This is a genomic window from Mucilaginibacter oryzae (genome assembly GCF_003148845.1).
Classification (GTDB): Bacteria; Bacteroidota; Bacteroidia; order Sphingobacteriales; family Sphingobacteriaceae; genus Mucilaginibacter; species Mucilaginibacter oryzae.
Window position 1 is genome coordinate 1 of record NZ_QGHA01000026.1, and the last position, 12,665, is coordinate 12,665.

A 12,665-nucleotide genomic window follows, 5' to 3' on the forward strand; every position below is an offset into this window, starting at 1 on the left:
CATACATTTAAGAAACATCTCAAAAAAGTACTCTCCGTCTACAAGGGTGCCCCTAAAATTATAATTGTTTTAGACAATGTTGCTTATCATCATGCAAACAGGATAAGCAAATGGCTGGAGATGAACCCTGAGTTGGAGTTGTTTTTCCTGCCACCATACAGTCCCGATTTAAATGCTGTAGAAAGAGCCTGGTGGTATATGAGAAAAAAGATCACTCATAATCGATACCTTAAGACTCTCAAAGAAAGAAAGGCTGCGTTTTGGAAAATGTTCTCTCACTTTCTTAAGCCTAATGATGAACTGAAAAACGTTTGTGAAATAAATTATTAGACTTAATGTAATCCTTAAGTTAACGGCTATGGGCTCCTGCCGAACGGCTGTTATCCCCAGGCCTCCGGCCTGCTACTCGCGCTACGGCGGCCAGAGGCCGTTTAATAGTTGCCTCCCGGCTGGAGCCGAGCGGCGGCTTAGAATCTGGAAAAAAAGGGCGGTTTCACCTGCGAAACCGCTCTTTTTTTAATCGTTACTGCGGCAATCGCTGCGGCAAGCCTCCCGGCTTGTGGCCCATGTGCAAAGTAACCGCTACGCCAAACAAGCTTAACCCGCTTTTTTGTACATTTGCCGCATGGCATCCATTAAACCATCTGTACCCAAAGGCACCCGCGATTTTTCACCTGCTGAAATGGTGAAACGCAACTATATTTTCGATACCATCAAATCTGTTTTCCGCAAATACGGCTATCAGCAAATAGAAACGCCAACTATGGAAAACCTCTCTACGCTGACAGGGAAATATGGTGAAGAAGGGGATAAGCTAATTTTTAAAGTACTTAATAGTGGCGATTACCTGGCTAAAGTAGACGAGCAAAAATTAGTTGACCGCAACTCAAACGCTGTAGCTTTTTCCATCTCTGAAAAAGCCCTCCGCTACGACCTTACCGTACCATTCGCACGCTACGTAGTTCAACACCAAAACGAGATCACCTTCCCGTTCAAACGTTTCCAGGTACAGCCGGTTTGGCGGGCAGATCGCCCTCAACGTGGCCGTTACCGTGAGTTTTATCAATGCGATGCCGATGTGGTTGGCTCAGATTCCTTACTGAACGAAGCCGAATTTGTAATGATATACGACGAAGCTTTAACCAAGCTTGGTCTTAAGGATTTCAGCATAAAAATTAATAATAGAAAAATACTATCAGGAATTGCCCAAGTTATAGACAAGACTGATAGCATCATTGACCTGACTGTAGCGATAGATAAACTGGATAAAATTGGTCTGGATGGCGTGATAAAGGAACTGCTTGAAAAAGGTTTTACCGATGCAGATATCGACAAATTAAAACCTGTTATCCTGCTGGAAGGCAATAATACCGAAAAACTGGCCGCCCTTCGCGAAGCCCTGGCAACCTCAGAAACCGGTTTAAAAGGTTGCGATGAGATAGAAACCGTTTTCGGTTATATTGAACGCTGCCCGCTGCAAACAGCTAAACTGGAACTGGACATTACCCTTGCCCGTGGCTTAAACTACTATACCGGTGCGATATTCGAGGTTAAAACCAACGAGGTTAATATGGGCAGCATCGGCGGCGGTGGCCGTTATGATGACCTTACCGACATGTTCGGCTTGAAAGGTTTGACCGGTGCCGGGATCTCTTTTGGCGCCGACAGGATTTATGATGTACTGGAAGAGCTTAACCTGTTCCCGGCCGATAGCAATCAAACCACCAAAGTATTGATCTGTAATTTTGATAAAGAAGGCGAGCTTTATGCCCTGCCTTTATTAATGCAGCTGCGCCGCAATAATATCAACGCGGAGCTTTACCCCGCCGGAGCCAAGATCAAAAAGCAGATGGAATATGCCAATAACAAAAACATCCCTTATGTGGTGGTGATTGGCGGCGATGAAATGCAAACCGGCTTATTAAGCTTTAAAGATATGACCAGCGGTGAGCAGGAGAAATTGACAGCGGAGGATATAGTGGAGAAATTGAACCGTTAGTTTTTTCTCCGTCACGTCATTGCTTCGTTGGTCGCAACGACATGGGCGAATAGCTATAAAAAGAAATCGGTTTTCGTTCACGAAAACCGATTTCTTTTTATAAACAGTTCCTCCCCCTTCAGGGGGCCGGGGGGTTACTTCGCGCGCTCTACGTATGAGCCTGACGCGGTATCTACTTTAATTTTGTCGCCTATATTGATAAACAATGGTACGCGGATTTCTGCACCGGTTTCGAGGGTGGCATTTTTCATGGCACCGCTTGAGGTATCGCCTTTAACAGCAGGTTCGGTATAAGTTACTTCCAACTCGGCAGAACCGGGGATAGAACCCATGATCGCTTCATCGCTCTCAAAAGCTACGATCACATTCATGCCTTCTTTCAAAAACTTTACAGCCGGACCGAACAGTGCTTTTGGTACGTTGTGCTGATCGTAGGTGGTGTTATCCATTACTACCAACGAATCTCCGTCTTCATATAAATATTGGTAATCGTTAGTTTCAACGCGGGCAATATCAACCTCTTCGTCGGTACGGAAACGGTATTCAACCAGTTTACCTGTTTTCACATTGCGCATACGGGCCTGGTAAAATGCGCGTAAGTTGCCCGGGGTACGGTGTATAAACTCCTCAACCTGAATTAATTCGCCGTTGAAGCGAAGTATATTTCCGTTTTTAACGTCTGATGCCTTAGCCATAAAATTATATTGAGGCGCAAACTTAGGAATTAGATTTGAGATTTGAGACGTTAGATTTGAGATTTTCTATCTAAACAAGCTCTTTAAAGGGTTATATATAAAACAGATATGAGATTTAAAATTTGCATATCCTACATCTAACATATAATTATTTATGCTTTATCCGACTTTGATGAACCAAATATGTAACCCAATATCGCGGTTAGAATTGGCAGCAAAAGGTTTAACAAGATAACTTTGCATGTTTCTAATAAAAAATCGCGATGGGCTTTTTTTTCGGCAATTAATGCAGCTACTAACTTTTCATCTTTAGGAGTTGGTAGGCTCTTTACTGCTTCGGTTGCATCTAAATCTTTCACAAACAAATAAACAACCAAGAATAAAATAAAAGCGAGTATGATCCTGAATGTTATTTTGGCAAGATTAACCCCCGCTTCTTCAATACCGGATAGCGGTTTTCCTAAAGGAGCGGGCCGAGGAGTATCTTTAGGAACACCGACCAACGATACCGTAGAAATACCTGTAACATCTTCAACCTCTGGTGCCGCAATAGGTTCTATCGTCTGAATAGTACTTAAGTCGATGGTTGGCATATTCGCTTACAATAAATTATTTTGCCGTTATCTTATCAAGAACAGGCATAGCCAATTGCTTAACATCTTCTCCTTTTTTATCAGTAGAAAGTATTACCCTGCCATTTTTTGCTTCTTCTACTGCCCAGTTTAAAATTGTTAACGCTTCTGTTGTAATTTTTGACGTTTTTAAATCTCCCAAATTTTTACTTAGGTTCTTCATAAAATCATCGTCAATATTCAATCTAATTTCCATGATATTTTAATTTTATAATCAAATATACGGATAAAAAACGGATAAAAAAAGGGAGTTTGATGGATTTTTTTGATCTTAATCCTATATTTTCTAACCTTTATAATCCACAATACTCAACCTATGCTCACAGAAACCATATTCATGCTCCTGGTTAGAGCATACTATCGTTAATCTTCCCTCGGCGAATTGTTGCACTAAACTAAGGTACCAATCCACGCCCTGGGTGTCGAGGTTTGATGTTGGTTCGTCTAACATCAGCATAGGGGTATCGGCACAAAAAGCTAACGCTAATTTAAGGCGCTGCTTCATACCGGATGAGAAATATTTGATGAGCTTATTAGTACTTTTAGGCAGATTTAGCAACGCAATGAGTTGCTCTTTATCCATCCCCGGTTTAAAACTTTTAAACTTAAAATGAAAATCGATCATTTCGCTCAGCGTAAACTCTTCTATCAATTCCAAATAAGGCGCAGCGAGGCTCAAATAATTAAACACCTTGTCAATTTCGATAGCGGTTCCGTTATCGGCAAATTCAATTTTACCAGCGGAAGGGGAGAGGCTGCCGTTTAAAACCTGCAGCAGGGTTGATTTTCCCGAACCGTTATGGCCGAGGATGGCGTACGATTGCCCGGAAGTGAAGGTATAATCCACCCCTTTAAAAATCCAGTCGCGGTTAAAGCGGCGGCCGATGTTTTGGAGGGTGATGGTCATGGAAGAGCTTATGGTTGATAGTTCATGGTTCATAGCCGGTATGCCTGTTTTATGGTTATAGTTCATGGATTGCAAATTGTTCTTTGCGCGGCCATGAACCATGAACTATAACCCATCAACCATTAAGTATTCCCGAACCCTTTCATGATACCGCGTTGCGAGTTTTGGAGGAAGTTGATGATTTCATCGCGTTCTTCACTTGGTGTAAACTCGGCTTCAATGATATCAAGGGCTTTGCTCACGTTGTATTTCTTTAAGAATATGATGCGGTAAATCTCCTGGATTTCGGCAATGGTAGCTGCCGAAAAACCTCTGCGGCGTAAGCCTACCGAGTTGATACCCACGTATGATAATGGCTCCCGGCCGGCTTTGGTATAAGGGGGAACATCCTTACGTACCAGCGAACCGCCCGAAATCATGCTGTGCGCGCCAATTTCAACAAACTGGTGCACGGCAGATGAACCGCCAATAAAGGCATAATCATAAACCGTTATGTGACCAGCCAGCTGTACAGCATTGGCTACGATGACGTTATTGCCAATAACACAATCGTGCGCTACGTGTACGTAAGCCATCAGCAGGCAGTTACTGCCTATGGTGGTGGTATTTTTATCAAGGGCGGTACCGCGGTTAAGGGTAACGCATTCGCGGATGGTAGTGTTATCGCCAATGGTTACGGTACTTTGCTCGCCTTTATACTTCAAATCCTGGGGCGGGGCTGATACTACCGCGCCAGGGAAAATGCGGCAGTTTTTACCGATGCGGGCACCATCCATAATTACGGAGTTGGAGCCGATCCAGGTGCCTTCGCCAATTTCAACATCCTTGTGGATGGTAACAAATGGTTCAATTACCACGTTATCGGCAATTTTGGCCTGTGGGTGTATGTATGCTAAAGGCTGGATCATGCTTCGGTTTCTTTTACTTTTACAATTTGAGCCATCAGTTCGGCTTCAACAACAACGCGGTCGCCTACCATACCTACGCCTTTCATGGTAGCGATACCACGGCGGATAGGGGCGGTGAGGTCGCACACATAAATGATGGTATCGCCGGGTACTACCTTGCTTTTAAAGCGGGCGTTCTCAATTTTCAGGAACAGGGTAAGGTAATTTTGCGGATCGGGAACGGTATTCAATACCAGGATCCCGCCGGTTTGCACCATGCCTTCAATCTGCAACACACCCGGAAATATCGGTGCGCCAGGGAAGTGACCTTTAAAAAACTCCTCGTTAATGGTTACGTTTTTGGCACCCACAACATGGTTTTTATTCAGTTCCAAAATCTTATCGATCATCAAAAACGGCTGGCGGTGAGGCAGCATGTTCATGATATCAACGGTATCAAAAAGCGGCTTGGCATTCAGGTCGTATGCTTTTACCTGTTTGCGGCTCTTTTCCTTTTTTATTAAGGCTTTTATTTTTTTAGCGAAGGCAACGTTGGCCGCGTGGCCCGGCCTTGCCGCCATGATGTGGCCTTTAAGCGGAACGCCCACTAAAGCCAGGTCGCCAATCATGTCCAGCAGTTTATGGCGTGCCGGCTCGTTCTGGTGGCGAAGCTCGATGTTATTCAGGATGCCTTGCGGGGCAACGTTAATATCTTTTCGGTTAAACAGTTTGGCCAGGTGGTTTAATTCTTCCTGGTCAACATCTTTATCAACAACTACGATGGCATTGTTCAGATCGCCGCCTTTTATCAGGTCGTGCTTCAACAGCATTTCCAGCTCATGCAAAAAGCAGAAGGTACGGCATGAAGCGATCTCTTTTTTAAACTCACCAATGGTTGAGATACTGGCATGCTGGCTACCCAACACCTGCGAGTTATAATCAACCATACAGGTAAAGCGGTAATCATCCAAAGGCATAGCCACCATCTCTACCTTACGATCAGGCTCGGAGTAATGGATGTTATAAGGGATATGGTAATACTCGCGGTCGGCATCCTGTTCAACAAGTCCTGTTTCAAGAATTACATCAACAAATTGTATCGAACTGCCATCCATAATAGGTGTTTCGGGGCCGTCCATATCAATCAGCACATTATCTACCTCAAGGCCAACCAATGCCGCAAGCACATGCTCAACAGTGTTAACCGTAGCGCCGTTCTGGCTGATGGATGTACCGCGCGAAGTATCGCTCACATTATCAACATCGGCATCAATAATAGGCGAACCTGCAATATCAACCCTTCTGAACTTGTAACCATGGTTTTCAGGGGCAGGGTTAAAGGTCATGGTAACCCTTTGACCGGTGTGCAAGCCTGTTCCTGATACCGAAACCGGCGCTTTAATAGTTCTTTGTTTAACGTTCATATTTAATTTAACAGGCTGCAGTTATTCTGCTGCCTGGCCTTTACGTAGTTCTTCAATCAATTTTTCAAGTTCGTAAACCTTGCGGTCAAGCTCAGGCAGTTTACGCAGCTTAGCGTGGGCACGAAGGTAATCTTTATATGGCATATATGGTGTACCTCCCCATACCTTACCTTCTTCAGTTATAGAACTGTTGATACCCGTTTGTGCCGAAAACTGTGTGCCGTTGGCAATATGCAAATGCCCCGCTATGCCTACCTGCCCGCCAATTACCACCCGATCGCCAATTTTAGTGCTGCCCGATATGCCCGATTGCGCTGCGATAACGGTATTCGAACCGATTTCAACATTATGGGCTATCTGGATGAGGTTATCAATTTTGGTTCCTTTCCGTATGATAGTTGATCCCATGGTGGCCCTGTCGATAGTGGTGTTCGAACCCACTTCAACGTCATCCTCCAGGATAACGTTACCAATCTGCGGGATTTTTGAATAGGATCCGTCGGGGTTAGGGGCAAAGCCAAAACCATCGCTGCCGATCACCGCGCCTGAGTGGATGGTTACGTTGTTGCCGATCACACAATCAAAGTAAACGGTAGCGCCCGCAAACAAGGTAACATTGTTGCCAAGGGTTACATTATCGCCAATATTTACATTGGGATAAATTTTGCAGTTATCGCCAATTTTAACATCCTGGCCAATATACGCGAAAGCGCCAATATAGGCATCCGCACCAACCTTAGCTGATGGATGGATGAAGTTTGGCTCCTCGATGCCTTTTTTGTTGAGCCTGAAAGAGTTGTATTGTTGCAGCACCAGGGTAAATGCGCTGTATGCGTTCTCCACACGGATCAGCGTAGCCTTAACCGGTCCGGTTAGTTCCTGCCCGTTATTAACAATTACGATAGAAGCATTGGTAGTATATAAATACTGCTCGTACTTAGGGTTGGATAGAAAAGATAAACAGCCTTCGCCGGCCTCTTCTATTTTAGCCAGCTGGTTTACTGTAACTGATGCATCGCCCTCAACCGTTCCGTTAAGCAGCATTGCTATATCATGGGCACTAAATTGCATCGGGCAAATTTAAATGTTAAAATTGAAGCAACAAATTATTAATGGGTTATGAACACACGTTAAAAAGTTTTGAGGCTCAAAGGGTTCTGTTTTTCATGGTATCTTCATTTGTTGGAGGATTTGCTCCGCTTAATCTACATCATCCCGTCATTGCGAGGTACGAAGCAATCGCGAACTATACAGAGGCGGACCTGCCTGCGTGCGATTGCTTCGTACCTCGCAATGACGTTTTATTGTTCTTAATTCAACAACTCCTTATTATAACACAAAATATGTTTCTTAACCGTTTTGGCCAAAGCCACCAGGTTAGAGTTATCACTCGCCTCGGCAATATCTTTTACCTGGCCGTTTTTCATCAAAATGCCGATGTTACCGTCACCCGGGCTGTAAGCGTTATTGCGGATTGATGTGGTGAACACAAAATAAGCCGCTGCCTCATCATAGGTTATTCCGTATTTTTCAACAGCCTTTTGGCGCAATTGCTCTACAAAAGCCTCATCCGGGCATTCGTTAGTGATATCAACCCTGAATAAATTGCGCTGCACCATGTTTTTGCATAGTGTTGAAAGCACAAAGTCGGGGTGCGAGGCCCATACTTTTACCGATGCCATAATATCCGTATCATCCAAACATGCAAATGTTTCCAAATGATGGTCCTCATTCATAAAAGCATCGCGGCTGATACGGTTCTTTAAAAAGTGCATCAGGGCAGGGGTGGCGAAAAGTTCTTCGCCATCGGCTATCAGTTTGCGCCCGCGTTTAAATATTTTGGTTAAAACTTCCTCGCCTGCAATCACCGTTTTGTGCAGGTACACCTGCCAGTACATCAGGCGGCGGGCAATCAAAAATTTCTCTATCGAATAGATGCCTTTTTCGTCCACCACCACATGGTCATTCTTTACGTTCAGCATTTTGATGATCCGCTCCGAACTGATCACGCCTTCAGATACGCCGGTGAAAAAGCTGTCGCGGTTCAGGTAATCCAGTCTGTCCATATCAAGCTGGCTGGATACCAGGTGATGTAAAAACTGACTTGGGTAGGTATCGTTAAAAATACTGATAGCCATGGTAAGCCTGCCTCCAAACTGCTCATTAAGTTTATTCATGAGCATTGATGAGATATCTTCGTGCGCTATGCCATCAATAATGGTATTTTCTAAAGCGTGCGAAAACGGCCCGTGACCAATATCGTGCAGTAAAATAGCTATGGTTACGGCTTCCTCTTCTTCGGGCGTGATGTTATGCCCTTTGCCGCGCAAGGTTTCGAGGGCGGTAGCCATCAGGTACATGGCACCCAAAGCATGATGAAATCGGGTATGTAAAGCGCCAGGGTAAACCAAATGCGTCATGCCCAATTGTTTGATATACCGCAACCGCTGAAAATAGGGGTGTGCTATCAGATCAAAAATCAGCTCGGTTGGGATGGTGATAAACCCGTAAACCGGATCGTTTATTATTTTCTTTTTATTCAATGCTGCTGTTATAAATGCAAAAATGTAAAACAAAGGTAAAATAACCCCATAAGCTTTGTTAAATTTTGTTAATACCTTTACCGTGTAACAACAAAAGCCGCTCTTTGGGGTTGAATGTCTGAATCAGAATTTTCGAATTTGTCTGAACCCGAATTTTTTGAATTAAAGAATTACCAGAATTTAAAACGAATATTCTGTATACCAGAAGAGCTAAAATTCGATAAATTCGTTTAATTCCCCCAAATTCCGGTTCAGACCTTAACATACACTTATACCATGCAAGACACCACCATTTTGTGGGCCGATGATGAAATTGACCTGCTACGACCACATATACTTTTCCTGGGCGAAAAGGGCTACAAAGTAACTACCGTAACAAACGGTTATGATGCTATTGATTCGTTCAAAAACAACTATTACGATCTGGTTTTTTTAGATGAGAACATGCCCGGCATTACCGGCCTGGAAACCTTGCAGCAAATCAAAAACATCAATAACGATGTGCCCATCGTACTCATCACCAAAAACGAGGAAGAGTACCTGATGGAAGATGCCATCGGCTCGAAGATTGACGATTACCTGATCAAGCCGGTACACCCTAAGCAAATTTTGCTTACCATTAAAAAGCTTACCGAAAACAAGCGCCTGGTTACCGAAAAAACCACCATGGCTTACCAGATGGATTTCCGTACCCTGGGTATGACGCTGAACGAAAACCTGAGCCACCAGGAATGGGTTGACGTTTATAAAAAGCTCATCTACTGGGAGCTGGAACTTGAGAAGCTGGAAGACGCCGGTATGCACGAGATCCTGACCCTGCAAAAAGCCGAAGCTAATATGCAGTTTTGCAAGTTTGTGGAGCGCAATTACCTCAACTGGATCAAAAACCCGGATCTGGCGCCAACGTCATCAATCCAACTGTTTAAAAAGAAAGTATTCCCTAAACTGGATGGCAAAGGCCCGGTTTTCTTTATTTTGATCGATAACCTGCGGTATGATCAGTTTAAGATCATCAACCCTATTATTTCTGAATATTTCAGGCTGGAGGAAGAGGATACCTACTATAGCATCCTGCCCACCGCAACGCAATATGCCCGTAACGCCATCTTTTCGGGCCTGATGCCATTGGATATGGAAAAACGCTACCCGAGTATGTGGCAAAACGATGAGGACGAGGGCGGCAAAAATTTGTATGAGGCCGAGTTCCTGGCCGATCACCTGAAACGTGTACTGCGTAAAGATTGCAAACACTCGTACCATAAGATCCTGAACATTGACGAAGGCCGGGCCCTCAACGAATCGGTAAACAACCTGATGAACAATGAGCTGAACGTGGTAGTGTATAATTTTGTAGATATGCTGTCGCACGCCCGTACAGATATGCAGATGATCCGCGAGTTGGCCAGCGATGATGCCGCCTACCGCTCGTTAACGCTCTCGTGGTTTGAGCATTCGCCATTGCTTGATCTGTTGAAATTCCTCGCCCAAAAACAGGTGCGCGTAGTGATCACCACCGATCACGGTACCATCCGCGTAAAAAACCCAAGCAAAATTGTGGGCGACCGTAATACCAATACCAACCTGCGCTATAAACAAGGCAAAAACCTGAATTATAACGCCAAAGAGGTATTCCATATCCGCAACCCGCACGATGCCATGCTGCCAAGGTTGCACATCAGTTCAAGTTTCGTTTTCGCCAAAGAGGATAGTTACTTTGTATACCCTAATAACTATAACCACTTTGTTAATTTTTATAATGAAACATTTCAGCACGGCGGAATTTCATTGGAAGAGATGATTGTGCCGATTGTTACTTACGGCCCGAAATAACGGATGTGTTGCTACCATCGTTGGGGCTCTACGCCGCCGCTCGGCTCCAGCCGGGTGGCAACTATTAAACGGCCTCTGGCCGCCGTAGCGCGAGTAGCAGGCCGGAGGCCTGGGGATAACAGCCGTTCGGCAGGAGCCCATAGCCGTTAACTTAAGGATTAAATACATCATAGACGATACAAAAGCTTGCTTTTTTACCTTTCTTAGGTTCAATAAGCAGACTTTTTATAATTGGGAAGATAGACAACTCCAGCCAGGCTTCAAAGGTGATGTTATAGTTCATTACTGCTCTTAATGAGTATGCCGATAGTTTGGCTTGTTTAAAGAACTTCCAATGAGAGCAGGCATATTCTCTGTTCTCTTTTTAATAGCGGCATCAAGACATCGGAAGATTTTCCAGTTGATTAATATCCAGATGAACTTTGCAAGTAGCATGCACTCAAACCGTTCTTTTTTTACAGGTTTTACCCGGCGGAGGTTTAACAGCGATTTCCAACTTTTAAAGATTAGTTCAATTTGCCATCTGAGACGATAAAGCTCAATCACATCTGTTGATTTAAAGATAGCCTGATCTACATTAGTAATGAATACACTGAAACGGCAGCGTTCTTTGTATTCTTCTGAAAGTTCCCTCCCCCGGCTCTTTGCCTGCTTTTGTGCTTTCCTTATCCGCTCCGCCGAAATTTGCTCCGCGACTGGTACCACGATCAGGCGGCATTCAAGCGCGTTTTTACCCTTGTCAAGTATGATTTCAGTTTCAAAGCATACCTGTTTATTTGCCTGCATACGCTCATAAAGTAACGACCAGTCAATCACTTTGCCTGTGGCCTTATCAACGGGTTTCCATTTCGGTTGCAGTCTGTTTAGAAAAAACGCTTTGCTCTCGGCAACCCCTCTTAAATAAGCCATTGTAACATAACCCAGGTCCCGGATATGGAGATCATCTTTGGCTATGCGGCCTGCTGTTTTCTTCGAATAACTTTGATCGTTTTTTGTTGCTTTGGTTAACTCCAGATTCTCCCAATCTCCATTTTTGAGGTCAAATGAATATTGTATGTTCATTAACGGATTGGAAACCGCTCCTCCGTAACCCGGATAACTTTCCTTGTATTCATCGGGTAGGCAGAATTTACAGGAGTCGGTAATCAGTACCCGCGAGAATGGTTGCCATATATCGTGATTGTAGATAACTAATTTGGTAGCCATTTGCTCTGCTAAAACAAGCTTCATAAATTCAACACTACTTTCGTTGAACCGCTTATGAAGACCGACCTTGCTCAATGGCTTATCATTTTGCTTTATCAGGTCATCGCAACAATCCTGGAGGCTAAGCTGGTGATCAATGCTGTTGAATACAAGCGTATCAATAAATGCTTCCGGCTTAAGTTTGGAACTACGGCGACAAAAACCGCTACGGTGGGCGAATTCTGCGATCTTATCGGTCTTAATAACGGCGCAGATGGAACTGTTCAATGTATCCGAATCATCTGAAATAAACTTACTTTTATCAAAAATAAAAGGTGCTTTTCCTTAGCAAAGCACATTGTTTTTAAAAAAAATGTTATATTTATATAAGAAAAGGCGGTCTTGCCTCGAAACAAACCGCCTTTTCAATAAATATTTAAACTATACAAATATGGGAAAATCTAATCGGTTTTGCCCAACGGCGAAGCCTCGCTTTATGCTCTTTTCAAATTCACTTCAATACAAAAATCCTTAAGTTAACGGCTATGGGCTCCAGCCGAGCG

General features: G+C 43.9%; 13 protein-coding genes. 3 read left to right on the forward strand and 10 right to left on the reverse strand.

Annotation, left to right across the window (positions count from 1 at the left end):
• Both LX99_RS25040 and hisS read left to right on the forward strand, forming a co-directional pair.
• The coding region (locus LX99_RS25040) for a transposase (RefSeq protein ID WP_109609853.1) at window positions 1–330 on the forward strand (330 nt) is incomplete at its 5' end.
• 295 nt (window positions 331–625) lie between these two features.
• A complete protein-coding gene (hisS, locus tag LX99_RS25045; RefSeq protein WP_109611058.1) occupies window positions 626–1,999 on the forward strand; it encodes a histidine--tRNA ligase in 1,374 nt (457 codons plus the stop codon).
• A gap of 134 nt (window positions 2,000–2,133) precedes the next feature.
• On the opposite strand, the gene efp is transcribed toward hisS, so the two are convergent.
• The 8 genes from efp to LX99_RS25085 form a co-directional block, all read right to left on the reverse strand.
• Window positions 2,134–2,694 carry an elongation factor P gene (efp, locus tag LX99_RS25050; RefSeq protein WP_022832375.1) on the reverse strand — a complete coding sequence of 187 codons (561 nt, stop codon included), beginning with the start codon at window positions 2,692–2,694 and terminating at the stop codon, window positions 2,134–2,136.
• A gap of 152 nt (window positions 2,695–2,846) precedes the next feature.
• Window positions 2,847–3,287 carry a hypothetical protein gene (locus LX99_RS25055; RefSeq protein WP_109611060.1) on the reverse strand — a complete coding sequence of 147 codons (441 nt, stop codon included), beginning with the start codon at window positions 3,285–3,287 and terminating at the stop codon, window positions 2,847–2,849.
• 16 nt (window positions 3,288–3,303) lie between these two features.
• Window positions 3,304–3,522: a hypothetical protein gene (locus LX99_RS25060; RefSeq protein WP_109611062.1), complete on the reverse strand. Its 219-nt coding sequence runs from the start codon at window positions 3,520–3,522 to the stop codon at window positions 3,304–3,306.
• A gap of 90 nt (window positions 3,523–3,612) precedes the next feature.
• Window positions 3,613–4,233: an ABC transporter ATP-binding protein gene (locus LX99_RS25065; RefSeq protein WP_109611069.1), complete on the reverse strand. Its 621-nt coding sequence runs from the start codon at window positions 4,231–4,233 to the stop codon at window positions 3,613–3,615.
• Between the two features lie 122 nt (window positions 4,234–4,355).
• Window positions 4,356–5,141 carry an acyl-ACP--UDP-N-acetylglucosamine O-acyltransferase gene (lpxA, locus tag LX99_RS25070; protein ID WP_109611064.1) on the reverse strand — a complete coding sequence of 262 codons (786 nt, stop codon included), beginning with the start codon at window positions 5,139–5,141 and terminating at the stop codon, window positions 4,356–4,358.
• Entirely contained in the window at window positions 5,138–6,544 is a 1,407-nt protein-coding gene (locus LX99_RS25075) for a bifunctional UDP-3-O-[3-hydroxymyristoyl] N-acetylglucosamine deacetylase/3-hydroxyacyl-ACP dehydratase (protein ID WP_109611066.1), read from the reverse strand. Before LX99_RS25075 ends, lpxA begins: the two co-directional genes overlap by 4 nt.
• Window positions 6,545–6,565: 21 nt before the next feature.
• Window positions 6,566–7,615: a UDP-3-O-(3-hydroxymyristoyl)glucosamine N-acyltransferase gene (gene lpxD, locus LX99_RS25080; protein WP_109611067.1), complete on the reverse strand. Its 1,050-nt coding sequence runs from the start codon at window positions 7,613–7,615 to the stop codon at window positions 6,566–6,568.
• A gap of 239 nt (window positions 7,616–7,854) precedes the next feature.
• A complete protein-coding gene (locus tag LX99_RS25085; RefSeq protein WP_109611072.1) occupies window positions 7,855–9,087 on the reverse strand; it encodes an HD domain-containing protein in 1,233 nt (410 codons plus the stop codon).
• Between the two features lie 276 nt (window positions 9,088–9,363).
• On the opposite strand from LX99_RS25085, the gene porX reads away from it, so the two are divergent.
• Window positions 9,364–10,917, forward strand: a complete 1,554-nt coding sequence (gene porX / locus LX99_RS25090; RefSeq protein ID WP_022832212.1) for a T9SS response regulator signal transducer PorX — start codon at window positions 9,364–9,366, stop codon at window positions 10,915–10,917.
• 151 nt (window positions 10,918–11,068) lie between these two features.
• On the opposite strand, the gene LX99_RS26330 is transcribed toward porX, so the two are convergent.
• Together LX99_RS26330 and LX99_RS25095 are read right to left on the reverse strand one after the other, a co-directional pair.
• Window positions 11,069–11,200, reverse strand: coding sequence for a hypothetical protein (locus LX99_RS26330; protein WP_281271005.1), 132 nt, complete (start codon window positions 11,198–11,200; stop codon window positions 11,069–11,071).
• 8 nt (window positions 11,201–11,208) lie between these two features.
• Complete coding sequence (locus LX99_RS25095) at window positions 11,209–12,390, reverse strand: IS4 family transposase (RefSeq protein WP_170122737.1); 1,182 nt, start codon at window positions 12,388–12,390, stop codon at window positions 11,209–11,211.
• Window positions 12,391–12,665 lie beyond the last annotated feature (275 nt).

Bases quoted from the DNA above. Each gene is read 5' to 3' on its own strand.
- hisS (WP_109611058.1), top strand. From the start codon at position 626: ATGGCATCCATTAAACCATCTGTACCCAAAGGCACCCGCGATTTTTCA.
- efp (WP_022832375.1), bottom strand. From the start codon at position 2,694: ATGGCTAAGGCATCAGACGTTAAAAACGGAAATATACTTCGCTTCAAC.
- LX99_RS25055 (WP_109611060.1), bottom strand. From the start codon at position 3,287: ATGCCAACCATCGACTTAAGTACTATTCAGACGATAGAACCTATTGCG.
- LX99_RS25060 (WP_109611062.1), bottom strand. From the start codon at position 3,522: ATGGAAATTAGATTGAATATTGACGATGATTTTATGAAGAACCTAAGT.
- LX99_RS25065 (WP_109611069.1), bottom strand. From the start codon at position 4,233: ATGACCATCACCCTCCAAAACATCGGCCGCCGCTTTAACCGCGACTGG.
- lpxA (WP_109611064.1), bottom strand. From the start codon at position 5,141: ATGATCCAGCCTTTAGCATACATACACCCACAGGCCAAAATTGCCGAT.
- LX99_RS25075 (WP_109611066.1), bottom strand. From the start codon at position 6,544: ATGAACGTTAAACAAAGAACTATTAAAGCGCCGGTTTCGGTATCAGGA.
- lpxD (WP_109611067.1), bottom strand. From the start codon at position 7,615: ATGCAATTTAGTGCCCATGATATAGCAATGCTGCTTAACGGAACGGTT.
- porX (WP_022832212.1), top strand. From the start codon at position 9,364: ATGCAAGACACCACCATTTTGTGGGCCGATGATGAAATTGACCTGCTA.
- LX99_RS26330 (WP_281271005.1), bottom strand. From the start codon at position 11,200: ATGAACTATAACATCACCTTTGAAGCCTGGCTGGAGTTGTCTATCTTC.